Below are 19,799 nucleotides of genomic sequence, written 5' to 3' on the forward strand. Positions count from 1 at the left end.
AATGATAAGAAAAGTCTTAATAGTTGACGGCTATAATGATGAGCCTGGAGGTCTTGGTGTTCCACCTTATATAGATGTTTATCCTAGATACATAGCAGGGGCTATATGGAGTGTTGATAATAATATAAAAATAGTATATATAACAATAGACCAGCTTAGAAACAGTCGATTAAATAATTATAATAGTTATGATTTAGTTATATTTTCAGCAGGAGTTGTAGTTCCAGGTAAATACATTGGAGGTAAACCCATAACAGGTGAAGAACTATTAATATATGCAAGGATTTTAAATAAACCGTTTAAAGTACTAGTTGGTCCAGCTGCAAAGTGGGGGATGGGTCAGTTAGGAGGTAGAGAAGCTATAAGTCCTTCAGTGTTCAAAAAAGCAGGGTTTGATATATTAGTAACTGGAGATCCGGAAATTTACTTTTATGACTTTTTTAAATTTGGCGAAAGCAGTGCCTCACCTCATAAAATAAGAGAAAATTATGATGATGTAGATAAATTTTCAGTTTTAGGAGCTAAGATAATAAAGCAACATCCTAATTATGGTAAAAACCTAATAGTAGAATTGGAAACTTATAGAGGTTGCTCTAGATGGATTTCAGGTGGATGTAGTTTTTGTGTTGAACCGCTAAGAGGGAAACCAATACAAAGAAAAGTGGAAGGCATAGTTAAAGAAGTAAAGGCTTTATATGATAATGGTGCAAGATCTTTTAGATTAGGGAGACAGGCAGATATCATTGTTTATGGGTCAAACAGGATAGGAGAAGATGAATGGCCTATACCAAACCCAAACGAATTAGAAAGGCTATTTTATGGTATAAGGTTTAATGCTCCAAATTTACATGTTTTACATATTGATAATGTAAATCCAGGCACTATATCTAGGTATCCAAAAGAATCCAAGAAAGCCTTAATTAAAATAATAAAGTATCACACACCAGGAGATGTTGCAGCGTTTGGTATTGAATCTTTAGACCCAAATGTAATTAAAATTAACAACTTGAAAGTAACATTTGAAGATGCTATTAAGTCCATAGAAATTGTTAATTCTGTTGGTTCCTCTAGAGGCTATAATGGTTTGCCAGAAATATTGCCAGGTATTAATTTTATATTAGGATTACCAGGAGAAACAAAGGAAACTTATAGATATAATAAAGAATTTTTAGAAGAAATAGTTAAAAGAAAACTAATGGTTAGAAGAGTAAATGTAAGAAAGTTGCTTGCATTGGAAAATACGAAAGTTTATAGGTTATACCATGGAATAAGAAGAAAGAATGAAGGCATTACTAAATCTTTTATTCATTATGTTAGGGATAAGTTTGATCCTTATATGTTATCATTAGTTGTCCCTCAAGGTACAATATTAAAGGACTTATGGGTTGAGGAGTGTGATAAAAGTTTTTGCTATGCAAGGCAAGTAGGGAGCTATCCTTTAATGGTAATTATAAAAGGATATTATGCAAGGCTCAGTTATATAAATGAAATAAAGGTTTTAGGAGTACATTCGTCTAGAGCAATAAGAGGGGAAGTGATTACTAAAAATGATATTATGTAGATGATAAATCAAATTAATTAGTCTTTTGATATTTAGTTCAGTAATATCGATAAAATTTGATTATTTATCAAAATCTTTATAAAATATATATTTTTAAATTTTATTTATAGATATATATAGTGTGATAAAGATGTCTAAGAAAAATCAAAAAGAAACAAGAATGATAAGGAAGGTTCAAATAACTGGAGGATCAACATATATAATTTCTATACCAAAGGAATGGGTAGATGAGTTAGGAATAGATAAAGGATTAGATGTTGTTATGGAACTAACAAGAGATAATGCATTAAAAGTCTATTCATCAAAATATAAAGAGAAACCGAGGGATATTATAAAAGAGATTTATATAAATGAAAATTTATTAGATTCTGCCATTATTATGGAAGTCATTTCAGCTTATTTAGCTGGATACACATCAATAAAGCTTGTCTTTTCACCATTAATACTAAACAGGGTAGGTCAAATAATAAATATTGTAAGAAATAAGGTGGTTGGGCTTGAAGTCTTAGAAGAAAATGAGAACAGTGTGACCTTGCACGTTGTTGTAGACTTAAGTTCAATACCTACAAAACTCGCTATAGAAAATATGAGGAAGACATTTAAATCTATATTGGAAGACTTTGGAAATGCAATAAAAAATAGAAATGAAGAAATTTTTAATAGCATAATAAAAAGAGATGATGTAATAGATAAACTATATTTGTATATTTATAAACAAATTAATCTTACATTACAAGAAACTGTAAAGCTTGAGGATCTAGGCATTTATAATTCAACTGAAGCAATTAATCTATATACAATTATAAAAAGTATTGAAAGGATTGCCGATCATATAGTAGCTATGTCTACATGGATATTAGAAAACATAAACGAAATCCAGATACCAGAAATGTTAGACAATCTTATAACAGATGTATCTAAAGAAGTTATCTCTGTTGTCGACAATATAGGAACTTGCCAAAAAGCAAACGAGCTTCTTAAGCTATATTCAAGAATTCATGAATTAATTGAAAAAGAGCTCGAATTAATTAAATCCTTAAAGGGGTCAAAGCAATTTTATGAAATCTATCCAATATTAGACGGATTAAGGAGAGCTATGGCATATTCTATAGATATAATTGAGGCTCAAGTTGGATTAAATATGGAAAGAGAAATAAATGGGAACGTAAAATATAATAAGATGCATTAGTTAAACTCATAAAGTGGGCAAATTTGAGCAAAAAATGTGAAGAAGACTTAATAAATAAATTATTAGACTTATCGAGGCTTAATATTACTGAAGAAGAACTTGAAAAGCTTTGCAATGATATTAATGAGATTAGAAGTTTATTAAACAAGGTCTCGTCAATAAGTTCACTTGATGTTAAGCCTCTCTATAATGTTTGGGACGGTATTTTAGATCCTCCATCACATGTTGGTATAGAAAAGATAAACATTGATAACCTAATACCAAATGAAAGAATTATTCAAAATAAAATTAAAATACCGTGGAAGGGGGAAAAATGAAGGAGACAGCTGTTACTATAATAGAGAACTTAAGGAATGGAAGTGTAGATATCGAAGATTATGTTTTTAAAAAAATTGATATAATTAGAAAAAAAGACATTGTTATAAATGCATATATATCCATTGATTCTGAAGATTTTATTTTAGAAAGAATTAATGAGATAAAAAGAAATATGGTTTCGGGAATAAATATGAAAATACCAGGTATAGTTGTTAGCATTAAGGATAACATATCAACCAATTTTTTGCCTACTACTGCAGGATCTAAAATATTAGAAAATTATGTACCTCCATATAATGCAACGGTTGTTGAAAAAATATTAAAGGAAGGTGGAATCATAATAGGAAAAACAAATCTAGACGAGTTTGCTATGGGTTCTACAACAGAGTTTAGCGCTTATGGTTTAACAAGAAATCCATGGGATATAACAAGGGTTCCAGGAGGCAGTAGTGGAGGTAGTGCTGCAAGTTTAGCTTATGGAAGTTGTGACCTCTCATTAGGAAGCGATACAGGGGGATCTGTAAGGTTACCTGCCTCCTATACTGCTACAGTAGGCCTAAAACCTACTTATGGAACTGTGAGCAGATACGGGTTAATTCCATATGCCAATAGCTTAGAGCAAATAAGTCCCATGGCTAGGAGCGTAAAAGATTTGGCTTTAATTTGGGACGTTATTAAAGGCTATGATGAAAAAGATGCAACCAGTGTAAATTACGATTTTAAAACAATTAATAATAAAACAATTAATAATAAATTTAAGATATGTGTTCCTAATGAATTTATAGAAGATTCGGAGCAACCTATCAAATCAACTATTTATAAATTGCTAGAAAAAATAGAAAATGAGGGGATAGATATTGAATATGAAGGCAGGTTCGAAAAGTTAAAGTATGCCTTACCAACTTATTATACTATTGCTTTTGCGGAAGCGGCAAGTAATTTAGCTAGATATGATGGCAAGTTGTATCCAGTTTCATCAGAAGGGTTTAGTTATAAAGAAATGAGTGAAAATACAAGAAGGCATAACTTCGGTCTTGAGGTTAAGAAAAGGATTTTAATGGGAGTATTGGCTTTAAGCGAAGGTTTTATAAACGATTACTACATAGCTGCGACGAAAGGAAGGAGAATTATAAGAGATGAAATTTTAAATATGACAAAGCACTGTATAATTGCGAGCTCAGTTTCTCCTATATTACCCCCTAAAATAGGTGAAAGAATTAAAGATCCATTAAAATTATATGCCATGGATATTTATACTGTTGTAGCAAACTTAGCCGGTGTTCCGGCATTAGCTATGCCAGCTGGCTTTTATAATAATTTGCCCGTTGGAATTCAATTTATGGCTGGTCCATTTGAAGAAGAAAAATTGTTGACACTTGGATCATTTATAGAAGAAAAAACAGGATTGTATAATTTAATAGCAGGCGATTAAGATGAAATACAAAATAGGGTTGGAAATACATACGCAACTCACAGAAGCAGGAACAAAACTTTTTTGTGATTGTGATTCAAATTATAGAAAATATGAAACTAATACTAATATCTGCCCTGTTTGTTTAGGATTACCAGGTGCATTACCAGTTCCTAGAAGAAATCCATTAAAGCTAGCTTTATTAGTTTCCAAATCATTTGATTGTCAAATACCAGAATATATGGTGTTTACAAGAAAACATTATTTTTACCCTGATTTACCTAAAAACTACCAAATAACTCAATATGAAAAGGCAGGGGGTATTCCTGTTTGTTTGAAAGGTATTTTAAAGTATTTTGATCCTGATCATTTAACATGGAAAAATGTTACGTTAAGAAGAATGAACATAGAAGAAGATCCTGGGAAAACTGAATATAGCGAGGGGAATATTATTTTAAGTGAATATGCATACTTAGATTATAATAGAAGTGGGGTTCCCTTATTAGAGGTTGTTACAGAACCTGAGATTCCCACGCCCAGAGATGCAAGAAAAGCTGTTGAATATCTTTTATTAACTATGGAATATATAGGCGCCATTAATCCAAGATTAGAGGGATCTTTTAGAGTAGATGCAAACGTAAGCGTAGAAGAAGGAGAAAGGGTAGAAGTTAAGAACATAGGGAGTACATTAGATTTGGAAAAGGCTTTAAAGTATGAAATTTTTAGACAAAGTAAAATAGTTGAAGAAGGAGGAAAAATAAAAAGAGAAACTAGACATTGGGATTCAATAAGGGGAGTAACAAAACCTTTGAGAAGTAAGGAAATGGAAGAAGAATACTTGTATTTTCCTGACCCAGATATACCAGCGATAAAAACAGAACAACTATTAAAGGAAGCTATGTCTAATAATTTTATAACCCCAGAAACTATTATGAATAGAATAACTATGTATGGAGTATCTCAAAGAATAGCTTGGAGTTTGATAACTGTAAAGCCTGCAGCAGAACTATTTTTAGAATCAGTTAGAATTGGTTCTGATCCTAAAATAACAGCAAGAATTTTAGCTATAGATTACAAAGGTTTATTAAAAAAATCAGGAAAAAACATTTATGAAAAGAGCAACTGGCCAAACAAACAGGTATTAAAATTATTAAGTTCTTTGGTCTCCAGCAAATCATATACATATGATGAATTAAAATATAATATATTGTCAAAATTGCTTGATAATAATTATATGGACTTAGTCTTACCAGAAAAGGTAGAGCCCACAAATTTAATAATTTCTGTAATAAATGAAGAGAAAAAAGCAGTTGAGGATTTTATTTCAGGCAAAAAAGAGGCTCTTGATTATTTGGTTGGCAAAGTTTTAAAGAAAGCTAAAGGAAAAGCTATAGATCCAAAAACAATTAGAAAAATGATAGAGATGGCTTTAGCTAAGCATTAGCTTTTTTTCTTGATTAATGGAAATTCTGATATTTTTGCTTCACCAGTTCTGCCTTTGCCATCACTTATTGTAATCGGTTCTCCTGTTATTGAATATCTAGTATCTATATAACCCATTCCAACACCTTTTTCCAAAATTGGACTATAAGTCCCGCTCGTAACCCATCCAACATCTATATCATCAATTATTATTCTATATCCATGCCTAGGTATAAAACGAGCAGAGCTTTTTTTCATTTCAATCCCTATTCTAATCCATCTTAGACCTTCTTTACGGCAAGATCTAAGGCTTTCTTCTCCTATGTATCCGCTTTTTTCCCAATCTATAGCTCCCATACCATATTTTAGACTCAATGCGCATGGGTATTTTAGAGGGTCTTCCCCATATTCGTTTCCTCCTAAAACAAATCCCATTTCAATTCTTAAAGTGTCTCTTGCTGCAATTCCTATTGGTTTAACGCCTTCTTTTATTATATTGTTGTAAAATTTTTCGGCATCTTTTGGACTTGCCCATATTTCAAAGCCATCTTCTCCTGTCCATCCACTCCTGCTTATAAGAAAAATATTTGAATCCTTTATTTTTTCATTTAGTCTAAATTCCAAGGGTTTTAAGCTTGATGTCCATGATGCTCCTAATTTATCCATAATATTTTGGCTTTCAGGTCCTTGTAAAGCTAAAAGAGCATAATCAAATGTTAAATCCTTTATTTCAACATTAAATTTATTTTTTTCAATAATATATTTAAAATGATTTATAATCCTTTCTCTGGTAGCTGCATTTGGTACAGCGAGCCATTCTTCATCATTAATTTTATACCACATCTCATCATCAATGACTCTAGCATATTCATTTAATGCAAGTGTAGGTCCGCTCATGAAGTTTTCTTTTGTTTTATAAATTTTCTTTGTGAATGCTTTTTCTAATAAATTTAAGGAATCTTTTCCTATTATCTTAAGTCTACCCATGTGGCTTATATCAAAAATACCAACAGATTTCCTAACAGCTAAATGCTCTTCCATTGTAGAAGTATATATCATTGGTACGTTCCAGCCAGCAAATTCTCCAAAGCTTGCATTTATCTTTTGATGAAGGTCTTGGAGGTGTACATTATACATAGGATCACCATTTATTCAGAATTTAATAAAATCTTTACCAAAAGCAGCACATATCGGGCACCTATTTGGAGGCTCTTTAGCTATTAATGTGTGTCCGCAAACAGGGCAAATCCATATAAAACCATCTATAGGCATGTCTTTTCCTTCATCAACATATTTTTTAGCTTCACTGAAAAGTTTGGCATGTATTTTTTCTGCCTCTAATGCATATCTAAACGAAATTTCTGCCTCTTTATCTTTTTGGAACTTAGCCATTTCTATATAAGTTGGGTACATTTCATTTACTTCAAATTCTTCACCCATTATTGCAAGTTCTAAGTTTTTAGATGTATTGCCAGGACCAAATGGGGCATCAGCTACAACTTTTTTGCCATCTTTTAATTTGCTTAGTCTTTGAAAATGATTTCTAGCATGTACTTGTTCTGCAAAAGCAATGGCCCTAAATAATCTGGCTACATTTTTGAATCCTTCCTTTTCAGCTATATCAGCAAAAATCAAATATCTCATATGGGCCATAGATTCTCCTCCATAACTAGACTCCAATGCTCCTTCTGTCATAGCAGGATGATCTGATTGAGACAATATTCTCACCTATTATAATATTGTATTTAACATATTAATAAGTTTTAAAGTTAGTATTTAAACTAATATATAAAAGGTTTTAAAAATACTATCTATAGTTAAATGAATTTAAAAGTTAACATATGTAAACTTAATTGATTTGCTCATTTCATCAATCTTTCTCCAATCGTTATAACTTAATCTCCACCCAACACTTCCAGCATTTTCAGCTGCTTGTTCTTTGTTCTTTGCCCCAGGTATTGGTACTATGTTTTTGCTATATGATGATATCCAGTTTAATGCTACCTGTGATGGAGTCTTATTATATTTTTTTGCTACTTCTTTGATAAGATCAGCTAATTTTAGTATTTGCTTATAGTTTTCTGGTAAAAATACTGCATCATTTCTCCTTACGTCTTTAAAATTATTTATTTCATCCATGCTATATTTACCTAATATTGCAGCCTTTGCTAATGGGCTCCATGCAAGCATGGTCATTTCTGAAGACTCGACATAAGGTATTATTTCTTTTTCTGCTTGTCTTTCAACTAAATTGTACCTTATTTCCATTATTTGTAAATCATTCTTAGATAGGCAATATCTTGCCGACTCCGCTAATTCTGGGGGAAAATCGCTTAATCCAAGGTACCTTATTTTTCCAAGCTCAACAAGTCTTTCAAACGCTTTCATGTATTCACATGTTGGATGATTATGCCATACTGGCGGCCAATGAGCTAACAATGCATCTATATAATCCGTTTGTAATCTATCTAGAGATCTGTCAACTGCTTTAAACACATCATCATATGATAAGAATTCTCCTGGAATTTTTGTAACTATGAAAACGCTGCTTCTCTCAATATTAAGCTCTTTTAGAGCTTTTCCTAAAAAAGACTCGCTCATTCCTCTTCCATAAACCATAGCAGTATCGATCAAATTTATACCAAGCTCTATAGAAGAGGATACAACTTGTTTAGCAATGTTATATTCAGTAACTCCCCAGGCATCACTAAATTGCCACGCACCTAAGCCAATTTTTGAAATCTTTTCATTAGTTTTTCCTAAAGTTGTATATTCCAAATTATATCACCACAATTTAATTAAAAACAGAAAATATAAGCATATGTATAGAAATTAAATTGTTAGTGAGGAGTATGTATAACGAAGAGAACTTAAAAAAACTTAAAATAATTGTAAATGAATACATGAAGAAGGCTTATATGCTTGATGAATTTGTTAACAGAAGTTTGAAATCAATGAGATGGGAAGGTATAGGAATTCTTATGGTGCTAGATGCATCATTTACTAGCGTTGGTTTAAATTATTTTAATACAGTTATACCTGCAGTTATGAAATTCAAAGAGAAATTTTATGATACCAATGAAATAAGGTCATTTAATGATATTATAAACTATGATATTGAAAAGCTGAAAAGCGTTTGGAAAAATGAGAGATCATGGAGAGCAGCAATAGGAATTTCAAGGGTATTTTCTAATTATCCCGGTAATAATGATAGGGAAAAGATTAGAAATTGGGCTTTCTCAAATAATATTGATAACTTTAAGAAGGAAGACTTAAGTAGAGTAAATGGTGTAGGAATCGTTACTTATCAATATTTAAGAATTATGGGGGGTATTGATACTCTAATGCCAGATAAGATTGTTATAAAGGTAGTAAATGGTATTCTCAGCGGTTCAGGTATAATTTTAAAGAGTTCTTATAAAAATTACATAAATTATATTAAAGAAACTGAAGCTATATTTAGATCTATTAATATAAACCCAGTAAGGATAACATGGATGTCATGGTTAATAGATTCAGAAGCAAGAAAAATACTGTCGGGAAAATTTAACTCCGTTTTGTATCTCATTTAAATTTTCTATATCTTAAAAAATATAAATTAAAACTTTTATGTAATAAGCTTTATTATAGGAATTTGGGATAAAACATGGATGGCAAAATTAAAATAAAATATTTAGGATATTTAACTGATTTATCTGGAAAGCAATATGAAGAAAGAGAGATTAATGGAGAAGAGACTATTGAAAACTTATTACCATTTCTCAAAAAGCTTAGAAGGGATGATTATATAATTATAGTAAATGGGAAAGGGGCGGATTTAAAAAGTAAAGTCAAGAGTGGCGATACTATAGTTTTGTTGCCTGAAACTGGAGGTGGATAAGTGAACTATCCCGCCCTTATAGCAGGCATTAATCCTCACCATGAATATTTCTTATTTCTTAGAAAGATATGGCCCCCTTAAAGCTGATGTTCCATCAAAAGAACTGTTTTGTGATGCCTCTTATGGAAGATAGGTTAGAAGGTGTACTTTTCACATTAAGTTCTTTATTCCCAAGGGTATAACTATCTATTACAGCCAGAGTCTACATATAATTATTTTGCAATAAATGAAAAAACTTTGAGGTTATCCATATATTACGGAAAGGGATTTTAGCGTCATTAACACCTATTAGGTTAAAAAAGTTAAAAGAATTATATAAAAATTATATTGAACTAATTAATAATTAATATCTTAATGACTATTTTTCTTTAATTTTCTAAAGCTTAATATTAATGAACTTACTATCAATATAAATATAATAATAGTTAAACAAATCAGATAAATATTCATGTTTTAACCCGATATTACTCTAGCACCATTTTGGCTAATCCTTATTTTACTGGCCCACCTAACGCAACATTTTATTTTATCGATTATGCTTTCAACTTTATTAGAGGGAGCTAAAATTATAACAGAACCTCCTCTTCCGGCACCAGTTAACTTAGCTCCAATAGCGCCTGCAAGCCTGCTTCTATATACTATTTCCTCTAATTCTATTGATGAAACACCGATTGAATTTAATAGGCCTTGGTTTATATTCATAAGAGTTCCTAAAGTTTCATAGTCATCATTGCTTATCGCATCGTTTCCAAGATCAACAATTTTATCTGCAACATCATAAATTAATGAAACTGCCGGCCATAATTTTTCCGATAATATTAAGACATCTTTAACAGGAACTGAAGTGCTTCTTTTTATTCCAGAATCTGCAATTATGAAGGAATATTTATCTGAAAACAAAGTGTTTAGCCTTGAAATTACTCCCACGTCTTTTTTGAAAATTAGTATTCCGCCATAAGTTATTGCCGCGCTATCAACTCCGCTAGGGTTTATATGCGTTATTTTTTCTGCCTCATTTGAAAGCGTAAACAGTTCTTTATCGTTGAGCTTATATCCTAACATATTCGTATAAGATAAGCTAAATGCTGCCGCACTTGCAGCGCTTGAACCCAAGCCAGCAGACATGGGTATTTCGCTGGATATCTTTGCCTTAAAACCTGAAAGTTGAAAACCCCATGATTTTAGAACACTTAAAATTCTTGCAAAAGGTTCTAATTCTTTAGAACCTACAACTTTAAGATCTGCATTAATTTTACCCCTTATTTCTGTTCCTTCACTAACAATTTCAGATGGCCAGTTCGATTCCTCTATTTCTGCCTTGGTGTATAGGTCTATTGCAGCAACGAGCGCTTTTGATCCTTTAACTACGAAATGTTCTCCAAACAATATTACTTTACCGGGAGAAATCGATATAGATTTAGTCACTGTTATCGCCTTTCCACGGTGGAACTATTATAGGTTCATCTTGAACATAGGTTTTACCCAGTTTTAAAGCTATTTCAGCTTTTGACAATTCATATCCCAAATAAGCTGCGTGATCTGCAGATATATTAATTCTTTTTACCAATTCCCTTGCTATGCTCATAGCATGCTTTCCTTGCAATGCAGCTAATATTTCATTATTTCTTTTAAATAAAACTTTAATTTTTTTTGTATTATAATCAACATTAATTTGTATGTAATCATTAAAGTTATAGCTAGGGGGTATATAATTTACTTCTTCATATTTAGCTTGATCGATAATGTTAATTGGCTTATCTTCTTGCTTTACCACTAATAACTTGCTAAATATGCCTCTAGGACTTGATTTTAGTGAATATGCTGTTTCAGCAATTCTAATAGCTTCTCTAGCCTCAGAAACACCTCTAATTGATTTATAAGTTTCTTCAACGACTAAGTATAGAGATGCACCTAATTCTATAGATATCATAGCCAATAATCCGTGAATTCCCAAAGTATCTGCTTCAATTTCCTCTGTTACGTCAGCTGCAGAAAATAGTATTGGAGCATTTATGCTTTTTATAGCATTTATATATCTTTTTATGCTATTAACAAAATCGATCCCAGGTATACCTAATACAGGATCTATTATAACCTTATAACCCCTATTAATTAGATCCTTTCCTATTTTTTTAAGTCTTTTAATGTTTCTATCTCCTATTATTATTGCTAGATCCATTGGTATTTGATCTAAATTATTCTGTATAAATGTAGAAGAGGTGCTTATTCCTATAATACCTAAGTCTTGATAGCTTTTTATTAAAGAAATATCAGACAATTCAACAAAAACAGGAGCATATTTTTTTGCAATTTTAATTTTTTCCTTTACAATTTCTGGATCCGTTTTTTGATTTGAGCCTATTATAAGAATTTTAGCTCCATCATTAACATATCTTTTTGCAATTTCATCAACTTCTTCAAGCCTTATATCTGGATGGATTTCAGCTATTATTATTGTTGGTGGACCTCTCATTGGGATATCTATATTATCATTTATTTTAAATGCAGTTTTATAGGTTATTTTTGGAATAACCGAGCCCATAACTTCATCAGCACTTTTTATTTTATCCAATTTACCTCCGTTGTATATGAAATCTAAAGCATAAGGTAATACGCCCAAAGATTTAGGTCCTTTATAAGTTTCTACATTTGTTGCTTTTTCAATTACTTCAGTGCTACCTCTTACTAATCCTGGAATAATTATTATGTTGGAATCCTTTAACTTATTTAATAAATATGTTCTTTTCATAATAATCTTTGATATAACATTAGTATCTAATATAGATATAACTGGTACAGGTAGCGCAATTATATCAATATCATATTTGTTTTTGTTATCATTTTTAATCAAGTCTTTAACTAACTCTTCCGCTGTTGTGCTTGTCAGTATAGCTATCTTCATTTACCACCACTTCTGGATAGCCTATCCAGTTCTTTGTTTGCAATAGAGTCTAATAAAATTACCTATTAATATAACTAAATATAATAATATATATTATTTAAGCTTAATAAGTTTCTTTTTTGTATGCTAATAATAAATGCTTATTTACTTATAAACACAATATAAGATAGGTGTATTGAATGAAAGCAGCAGTAGTTAATAGGCCTTTTGGTCTTGACAATCTCTCTGTAATGGATGTTCCAGATCCTCACATATCTGACGATGAAGTTAAGATAAGAGTTGCATATGCAGGAATTAATCCCGTGGACTATTATATAATAAGTGGGTTAAGAAATATAAACCCTGTTCCTCATATACCAGGTTCTGAATTTGGTGGTTATGTAGAAGAGGTTGGTTCAAAAGTTAAAAATTTTAATAAAGGAGATAGAGTAATTGTATATCCTAGAATTTTTGATGGAACATGCGATCTATGTATATCTGGTAAGGAATATCTTTGCAGGAATGGAGGATTAGTCGGAGGAATAACAAATGGTGGATTTGCAGAATATGTTGTTGTTAAACATCAAAATGTGATAAAGATACCAAATAGTCTGAGTTGGGAAAAAGGTGTAAGCTTGCCAATAGCCGGTTTAACAGCATTTCATGCTTTAATAGAATCGGAAATTCAACCCGATGATACAGTTGTTATAGTTGGGGCATCCGGTAATACTGGGCAATTTGCAGTTCAATTAGCCAAAAGGATGGGGGCTAAAGTTATAGCAATTTCATCCAAACCTTGGGTTAAGGAGCTAGGAGCAGATGAAGTAGTAAATATGAATCAAGCATTGAATGCCTTGCAAAGAGTTAATGGTGGCAAGCTCGCTGATGTTGTTATAGATTCTATAGGATCTAAAACTGTTGGAAGGAGCATTAAGCTTTTAGATACCGGTGGTAGGTTTGTAACTTTTGGCGCATTAACAGGTCAAACTGCAAGCATTATTATAAGTGAAATTTATTCTAGAGAGATTAAAATAATCGGTGTCACGGGCGGAACAAGAAGAGAGCTTTTAAGATTAATTAATTTAGCTAACAAAAATGAAGTAAAACCAATAATATGGAAGGTCTTTAGTTTATCAGATATAAAATTAGCTATAAGTTCTTTATTCTCAAGAGAAAGAAATGGAAGAATTTTAGTAAAGATTGCAGGATAATTAATTTTAAGATTTATTATTATATTTTTGAAAATATCTACATTACAAAATAAAAATAAGATAAGTTTAAAATTTTATGATTATTTAAATAATAGCGATAATTCTAAGGAATCGCAAATTTATGTGTCTAGAAATAATAAAAAGATGATAAGGAAAAGCACGACACTTAATGCAGACAGTATAGTTATTGATTTTCATGATTCTGTACAGAAGATCAATAGTAAAGTAGTAGAAAGCTTGTTAAAAAACTTATTAATGGATTAGACTGGGCAAAAAGAGAGCTTGTCATAAGAATAAACTCCATTAGAACTATAGAACGCATTAAATAACTTATAACTAAAGTAATTGAATTATAAAAAATAATTCTTAATAAAATTAGTAAAAAAGTTAAATAATTTCATTCAATAAAATTAAAATATATTTTATTGCTTAAAATACGTGGGGAACAATTTGAAAAAATCTCTAATAATATTTATAACTTCATCATCGTTTTTTCTGAGTTATTTTTCTAGATTAGCTTGGAGCATCGTTTCTACATATTCTACACTTAAACCTACAACTATTCAAGATAGTTTAATATATTCGTTATTCTTTTTAGGTTATGTTATAGTCCAAATACCAGCTGGACTAGTTTCTGATAAAGTAAAACCTTCATTAATTGCTTTTATTTCTCTAATTGGTTTATCAGTGGCATCGTTTATATCTGCAATTTCCAATTCAATTTTTATTGAATATATATCAAGCTTTTTTATGGGAATTTCAGCTGGTTGGATTTATCCTGTTACAATTAAAACCCTATCAATAGCATTTAAAGATAAAAACGAGCAGGCCGTTGCTATAGGTTATTATAGTTTGGCTTGGCCTTTATCCATAGTATTGGCTGGCGTAATTTTACCAGGAATTAGCATAGAATTTAGTTGGAGATATTCTTATTATCTAATATCAATTTTGTCTCTATTCTTCTCATTATTATATTTAATCTACTTAAAGAATATACCATATGAAGACACAAGGACCAGGTTTTTTATTGTTAAGGACAGAAACATCATAATAATTAGTTTGGCAGGTTTTTTATTTTTCCTCTCCTATTGGAGTATAACCCTTTACGCCTATAAGTACTTCATTAATTTAGGTATATCGAGCTATACTTCAGGTTACCTATACTCATTACTTGCTTTAGCAGGGTTGCCTGCTACAATAATAGCTGGATATATAATAAGGAAAATTGGGGTGAAAATATCATTGGTATTATTCGAATTTATTTATGGTATATTAACTATGCTATTAAGTGTATTTTTGAGACCTGATTTATTGGCAGTTATTGCTACTCTAATGGGCTTTGTAAGGTTCATTATTACCCCTGCCAATTCAACTGCAGTATCATTTGTTGGTAAAAATAAAGCAGGTAGTGTCACTGGATTTGCAAACTTTTTTTGGCAAAGTAGTGGTATATTTTCGCCAATAATATCCCAATATATAATTTTAAATACTGGTTACAAGGACTTGTGGATTTTTTCCGGAATAATTATAATATTTTCATCAATTTTATATTATGTTTTCTTAAAAATTTAACTATATTTGCAAACCTATATATTTTGTCTCAAAAATACAAAGGTTTTATGTATTAAATTTAAGATAGTGTAAATAAAAACTACAGTATAATTATTATAATTTATGCTGAAGTAAAACTTTTAAATTAATAAAAAAATTTAAAATTAAATAAAAATTAATGAGTTTCTAAAAAGGTTGTTAATGCGAAGTATAATGCAAATAATAAGGCTATTAGGATAATTCTAAGGTTTATTTCAGAAAACTTACCGGCGAAAAGTTTTAATAACACGTATGTTATAATTCCAATTCCTATACCTGCTGTTATACTGAAAGTTAAAGGAATTCCTAATATTGTTAGATATGCTGGTATGGTCTCTAAGGGGTCAATAATTTGGATTAAATTTCTAAATAGAGTCAGAAAAGATAATCCTACAATTACTAAAATTCCACCAGTTGCAAAGGAAGGTACAATTAAAAATAATGGAGCTAAAGGTATTGATATTAAAAACAGAATTCCTATAATAAAAGAAGTTAAGCCTGATTTTCCTCCTGATTCTATACCAGCTGCTGATTCTATGTATACAACTGTTGTAGAGGTACCAAAAAATGGTGCCAAAATAGAAGCAAGACTATCGGAAATCAAGGCCTTATTTATATTGATAACTTTTCCATTTTTTATTAGACCAGCTTTGCTTGCTAATCCAGTTATCGTTCCAACTCCGTCAAAAAAATCTACTAAGAACAAGGAGAATGCTATTGGGAATCCAATTCCAAACAAAGTAAAATATATATAGAATGACATGGGAAGGTTATTTAATATTGATGTAGAAAAGGCTGGCGGCAGCAATATATTGGACGGTACACTAACTAGCTTAAATGTAATACCAATGCCCGTAGCTACAAATATTGCAATTAAATAAGATCCTGATATTTTGTATTTGTTTAATACAGTTGCTATTAAAATTGTAAGAAAACCTATATAAAGAGGTAAACTAAGAAATGAATTCCAATTTATAGTAACTAATCCATTTCCTGGAGCAATTAACCCAATGTTTGATAAACCAATTGTGGATATAAATAACCCAATGCCTATAGCAATACCAAACTTTATGCTTTCTGGAACAGAGTTTATAATGAGTTCTCTAATTTTACCAATAGAAAATATCATGAAAAGGATTCCGTTAAATAGAACCGATATTAAAGCTAAATAAATTGAAAACATAGGTATATTAATTGATGAAGACCATGAAGATTTTGCTAAAATCTTTGTAAAAGTAGGTATAACTGTGAAGGCTATGAAAGCATTTTCCCCCATGCCAGGTGCTAATGCAAAAGGCAACCTAGCATAAAGTGACATTATTAAAGTTGCAACTCCTGCAGCTAACGCTGTTGCAACAGTAAAGCTTAATTTGACCTGTTCAATAAGTGTGGGATAATTATTTGATATATCTGATATTGGCATACCCGTTGCTAAGCTCATTGAATAAACAAATCCTGATGTTAAAATTGAGGGATTGACAAATAAAATATATGCCATGGCCAAAAAAGTAGTTATTCCAGCCATGATTTCTGTTCTTGGCCTTGTATTGTAAAAGCTTAGATTAAATATTTTGTCTAATAACCCAAAATTCTTATGGTCTTCCATAGCACATCACATATTATTTTCAAAATTTTGCTATTTTTAAATTTTTCATTTTAATTAAGCGGTTATTTACTTCGTTAAATAAAATCCAATTTATTTACTTCTAATTTCATATTAAATAAGGGTAAAATTTGAACGGTTCTATAGAAGGTAACATTTTAATCTATTTTTATTTTATAAAAAATTTTATAAAAATAAAATAAGAATAAATGAAGTATTTTCCTATACATATCTGAATCGCTAAGAACGATGAGAGAATGCTATTTGCAATAGAGGATAATTTGTATGTTTTGAAGGTTTAGTTAGATTTATAGTTCGAAAATTAAATTATATTAGAGTAAATGCTTATTAGTTATATAATTATGAAAATAATATAGGCAAATTGCTAACATATGAGATTATATTGGTAAAAACATTAGTCTTTAAGATAAAGAATAATTTACATTTATAAAATTTATTTAAATTGAATTATGAGATAATTCAAAAATTTATAAATATACTTTAGTGTTAAATTAATATAATAAGTAACTATTAATATGGTAAATAATAAGCGTTAATTATTTTATTTTAATATAATATGTAAATGTTGTATAGAGAGATTATTACAATTATGCTATAAAATTTATCTAAGCAAGATAAATTTTAAAGTACTTATTGTTATTTCTGATTAAAAAACTCAATTTTTATTTTAATATAATTATATATCAAAAATATTGTTAGTTAAGTTATAAGTTAATTTCATGTATAATTCTAGGTGTTATATCTCCTTTGACAGTTAAGAGCCACACTCCGTTTTTCTTGGCTAATTCTATTGAATCAGGCGTCGCTATATCTACATATATTAGTTTTATCATCTTTTTCCTAATAAGATCTTGTCTTTTTTCTTTGATTTTTTCTATTTTTCTTTCTAATTCTTCTATCAAGCCTATACCTAATCTTACGGTAGCTTCTCCTATAACAAATAATTCATTAGATGCGCCATATATATCTATTTCTTCATTATCAAAAAATATTCTATCTAAATTAATTTTTTCACCCAGCTCCTTTTCTAATCTATATTCTATAACTTCCCTTCCTTCATCCTCTACTGACAGAGTTAATCTTTCCAGAGTTCTTTGCATGTTTTTAGTAGTTTCTTTTAATTCATTAACGTCTTTCCTTAGATCTCCAACTGCTTGCCAAAGTTTAGCTATTTCTTTAAGTATTTCATTTTGGGTAGCCTTTAACTCCTTAACCTCTTCCCACAACTTATTCTGACTTTCCTTTAACTCCTTAACCTCTTCCCACAACTTATTCTGACTTTCCTTTAACTCCTTAACCTCTTCCCACAACTTATTCTGACTTTCCTTTAACTCCTTAACCTCTTCCCACAACTTATTCTGACTTTCCTTTAACTCCTTAACCTCTTCCCACAACTTATTCTGACTTTCCTTTAACTCCTTAACCTCTTCCCACAACTTATTCTGACTTTCCTTTAACTCCTTAACCTCTTCCCACAACTTTCTAATCTCTGACAGTATCATTTCTTGGTTTTTTTCAAAAGCATCAAGTCTTTTTAATATTTCAGTAAAACCTAATGCTCCCAATAGAGAGTACCTAAACTCTTCATCGGTTTCAATTGATTTCAAAATCTTTAATTTCTCTTCTTTTGATAATATATCTGACAACGTTAATCCCTATCAATTTTTAATCATTATCTGAAGCTTATAAACCTTTTATTGATTTCAAAAATCTTTACAAAACAAGGAGGGTAAACGAATCTGTTATCTATAAATATAAAATTGATCATGATAAAGAGAGCGACGAACCCCGCCCCTAGAATGGTGCCAGGAAATTTTTTAAATCGACTTTAAATCATTAAGATATATTATAGTAATATTCATATATTAAATAATGGGTGTGAAATTGTCAATAAATGAAAGCATTTATGAAATAGCATCAAAGCCTTTGATTACAATAGATATTAATGAATATGTATCTAATGCAGTAAATTTTATGTATGATAGGGGGATAAGGAGGCTTGCAGTAAAGCAAGGAGATCAAATAGTTGGAATTTTTAATTTGGTTTCTTTACTAAAGATATTATTAGAGGGATCGAATCCTGCAAATTTAACCCTTTCTTCTATTGAATTAGAATCGCCTATTTATGTCAGTAAAACTACCCCAATAAAAGAAGCCATAGAAATAATGAATAAGAAAGATATAACGTCAGTATTAGTAGGAGATCCAGAAAAAATTTATGGTATATTAACAACTCATGATATAATTTACATAATATCTTCGATTCGCTCGGAAGTAGTTGTCCAAGATATTTTAGGTAGAGATTATCCTGTGTTAGATATAAATGAAAGTAAGGTAGTAGATGCAGTTGATAATATAGTAAATAAGAATAAGAGCGGGGTATTAGTTGTTAATAAGAACAATTATGTAGGAATAATAACTATGAGAGATATAATAAAGGTGTATTCAGATATGGGCATGGAGGGCTTGGAAGTCAATCTAATAGATTTATCTATTGATGAGGGGGCATATGGTAGTGTAGGTTTATCGTTGTCAGACATTGCATCTATAATGTATAATAAAGGATCAGATGTTATTGCAATTTTTTGTTCTCACAAATTGTGTGGTGGGATTGACGATTTAATATTAACCAAACACTTTAATAAAATCATAGAAGGATATTTATTTTAAATACAATAAAATTTATAAGTAATTTTTATAATAAGATGTAAA

Annotated in this window: 18 protein-coding genes; 11 read left to right on the top strand and 7 right to left on the bottom strand. The window is 30.3% G+C overall.

Translation table 11 applies throughout. The features are described from left to right. Position 1: 1 nt before the first annotated feature. The 5 genes from RXO53_RS00985 (at position 2) to gatB (ending at position 5,923) form a co-directional block, all read left to right on the top strand. Complete coding sequence (locus RXO53_RS00985) at positions 2–1,561, top strand: radical SAM protein (RefSeq protein WP_410712414.1); 1,560 nt, start codon at positions 2–4, stop codon at positions 1,559–1,561. Between the two features lie 130 nt (positions 1,562–1,691). Continuing rightward, positions 1,692–2,750 carry a PhoU domain-containing protein gene (locus RXO53_RS00990; RefSeq protein WP_410712415.1) on the top strand — a complete coding sequence of 353 codons (1,059 nt, stop codon included), beginning with the start codon at positions 1,692–1,694 and terminating at the stop codon, positions 2,748–2,750. 23 nt (positions 2,751–2,773) lie between these two features. Further along, positions 2,774–3,067 carry an Asp-tRNA(Asn)/Glu-tRNA(Gln) amidotransferase subunit GatC gene (locus RXO53_RS00995; protein WP_410712416.1) on the top strand — a complete coding sequence of 98 codons (294 nt, stop codon included), beginning with the start codon at positions 2,774–2,776 and terminating at the stop codon, positions 3,065–3,067. Then, the gene (gene gatA / locus RXO53_RS01000; protein WP_410712417.1) at positions 3,064–4,500 is read left to right on the top strand and encodes an Asp-tRNA(Asn)/Glu-tRNA(Gln) amidotransferase subunit GatA; all 1,437 of its coding nucleotides are present in this window, start codon (positions 3,064–3,066) and stop codon (positions 4,498–4,500) included. The genes RXO53_RS00995 and gatA overlap by 4 nt, the downstream gene beginning before the upstream one ends. Position 4,501: 1 nt before the next feature. Continuing rightward, on the top strand, positions 4,502–5,923 hold the full coding sequence (gene gatB / locus RXO53_RS01005) for an Asp-tRNA(Asn)/Glu-tRNA(Gln) amidotransferase subunit GatB (protein ID WP_410712418.1): 1,422 nt from the start codon (positions 4,502–4,504) through the stop codon (positions 5,921–5,923). On the opposite strand, the gene RXO53_RS01010 is transcribed toward gatB, so the two are convergent. The 3 genes from RXO53_RS01010 to RXO53_RS01020 all read right to left on the bottom strand — a co-directional run bounded on the left by RXO53_RS01010 (position 5,920) and on the right by RXO53_RS01020 (position 8,679). Continuing rightward, the gene (locus RXO53_RS01010) at positions 5,920–7,038 is read right to left on the bottom strand and encodes a glycine cleavage system aminomethyltransferase GcvT (RefSeq protein WP_410712419.1); all 1,119 of its coding nucleotides are present in this window, start codon (positions 7,036–7,038) and stop codon (positions 5,920–5,922) included. The two genes, gatB and RXO53_RS01010, sit on opposite strands and share 4 nt — an antisense overlap. 15 nt (positions 7,039–7,053) lie before the next feature. Next, on the bottom strand, positions 7,054–7,596 hold the full coding sequence (locus tag RXO53_RS01015) for a rubrerythrin family protein (protein WP_410712443.1): 543 nt from the start codon (positions 7,594–7,596) through the stop codon (positions 7,054–7,056). 132 nt (positions 7,597–7,728) lie between these two features. After that, on the bottom strand, positions 7,729–8,679 hold the full coding sequence (locus RXO53_RS01020) for an aldo/keto reductase (protein WP_410712420.1): 951 nt from the start codon (positions 8,677–8,679) through the stop codon (positions 7,729–7,731). A gap of 74 nt (positions 8,680–8,753) precedes the next feature. On the opposite strand from RXO53_RS01020, the gene RXO53_RS01025 reads away from it, so the two are divergent. Beyond that, positions 8,754–9,473, top strand: coding sequence for a hypothetical protein (locus RXO53_RS01025; protein WP_410712421.1), 720 nt, complete (start codon positions 8,754–8,756; stop codon positions 9,471–9,473). A gap of 74 nt (positions 9,474–9,547) precedes the next feature. Further along, a complete protein-coding gene (locus RXO53_RS01030; protein WP_410712422.1) occupies positions 9,548–9,781 on the top strand; it encodes a MoaD/ThiS family protein in 234 nt (77 codons plus the stop codon). A 453-nt stretch (positions 9,782–10,234) separates the two neighbouring features. On the opposite strand, the gene mvk is transcribed toward RXO53_RS01030, so the two are convergent. Both mvk and RXO53_RS01040 read right to left on the bottom strand, forming a co-directional pair. Then, the gene (gene mvk / locus RXO53_RS01035) at positions 10,235–11,206 is read right to left on the bottom strand and encodes a mevalonate kinase (protein ID WP_410712423.1); all 972 of its coding nucleotides are present in this window, start codon (positions 11,204–11,206) and stop codon (positions 10,235–10,237) included. Next, positions 11,199–12,683, bottom strand: a complete 1,485-nt coding sequence (locus RXO53_RS01040) for a dihydropteroate synthase-like protein (protein WP_410712424.1) — start codon at positions 12,681–12,683, stop codon at positions 11,199–11,201. Before RXO53_RS01040 ends, mvk begins: the two co-directional genes overlap by 8 nt. 179 nt (positions 12,684–12,862) lie before the next feature. Here RXO53_RS01040 and RXO53_RS01045 point away from each other — a divergent pair, with 179 nt between their 5' ends. The 3 genes from RXO53_RS01045 (at position 12,863) to RXO53_RS01055 (ending at position 15,445) form a co-directional block, all read left to right on the top strand. Further along, positions 12,863–13,873, top strand: coding sequence for an alcohol dehydrogenase catalytic domain-containing protein (locus tag RXO53_RS01045; protein WP_410712425.1), 1,011 nt, complete (start codon positions 12,863–12,865; stop codon positions 13,871–13,873). A gap of 27 nt (positions 13,874–13,900) precedes the next feature. Beyond that, complete coding sequence (locus RXO53_RS01050) at positions 13,901–14,137, top strand: hypothetical protein (protein WP_410712426.1); 237 nt, start codon at positions 13,901–13,903, stop codon at positions 14,135–14,137. 186 nt (positions 14,138–14,323) lie between these two features. Further along, the gene (locus RXO53_RS01055; protein WP_410712427.1) at positions 14,324–15,445 is read left to right on the top strand and encodes an MFS transporter; all 1,122 of its coding nucleotides are present in this window, start codon (positions 14,324–14,326) and stop codon (positions 15,443–15,445) included. A 154-nt stretch (positions 15,446–15,599) separates the two neighbouring features. Here the strand turns inward: RXO53_RS01055 and RXO53_RS01060 are convergent, their stop codons facing one another. Next, a complete protein-coding gene (locus tag RXO53_RS01060; RefSeq protein WP_410712428.1) occupies positions 15,600–17,069 on the bottom strand; it encodes an NCS2 family permease in 1,470 nt (489 codons plus the stop codon). A 722-nt stretch (positions 17,070–17,791) separates the two neighbouring features. Continuing rightward, entirely contained in the window at positions 17,792–18,733 is a 942-nt protein-coding gene (locus RXO53_RS01065; protein WP_410712429.1) for a hypothetical protein, read from the bottom strand. A 238-nt stretch (positions 18,734–18,971) separates the two neighbouring features. Here RXO53_RS01065 and RXO53_RS01070 point away from each other — a divergent pair, with 238 nt between their 5' ends. Next, on the top strand, positions 18,972–19,757 hold the full coding sequence (locus RXO53_RS01070) for a CBS domain-containing protein (protein WP_410712430.1): 786 nt from the start codon (positions 18,972–18,974) through the stop codon (positions 19,755–19,757). The last annotated feature ends 42 nt before the right edge of the window (positions 19,758–19,799 follow it).

Source organism: Caldisphaera sp., assembly GCF_046536515.1.
Lineage (GTDB): Archaea > Thermoproteota > Thermoprotei_A > Sulfolobales > Acidilobaceae > Caldisphaera.

Coding starts and splice junctions, on each gene's coding strand:
- RXO53_RS00985 (WP_410712414.1), top strand. CDS start 2: ATGATAAGAAAAGTCTTAATAGTTGACGGCTATAATGATGAGCCTGGA.
- RXO53_RS01025 (WP_410712421.1), top strand. CDS start 8,754: ATGTATAACGAAGAGAACTTAAAAAAACTTAAAATAATTGTAAATGAA.
- gatB (WP_410712418.1), top strand. CDS start 4,502: ATGAAATACAAAATAGGGTTGGAAATACATACGCAACTCACAGAAGCA.
- RXO53_RS01030 (WP_410712422.1), top strand. CDS start 9,548: ATGGATGGCAAAATTAAAATAAAATATTTAGGATATTTAACTGATTTA.
- RXO53_RS01060 (WP_410712428.1), bottom strand. CDS start 17,069: ATGGAAGACCATAAGAATTTTGGGTTATTAGACAAAATATTTAATCTA.
- gatA (WP_410712417.1), top strand. CDS start 3,064: ATGAAGGAGACAGCTGTTACTATAATAGAGAACTTAAGGAATGGAAGT.
- RXO53_RS00990 (WP_410712415.1), top strand. CDS start 1,692: ATGTCTAAGAAAAATCAAAAAGAAACAAGAATGATAAGGAAGGTTCAA.
- RXO53_RS01045 (WP_410712425.1), top strand. CDS start 12,863: ATGAAAGCAGCAGTAGTTAATAGGCCTTTTGGTCTTGACAATCTCTCT.
- RXO53_RS01015 (WP_410712443.1), bottom strand. CDS start 7,596: ATGACAGAAGGAGCATTGGAGTCTAGTTATGGAGGAGAATCTATGGCC.
- RXO53_RS01040 (WP_410712424.1), bottom strand. CDS start 12,683: ATGAAGATAGCTATACTGACAAGCACAACAGCGGAAGAGTTAGTTAAA.
- RXO53_RS01010 (WP_410712419.1), bottom strand. CDS start 7,038: ATGTATAATGTACACCTCCAAGACCTTCATCAAAAGATAAATGCAAGC.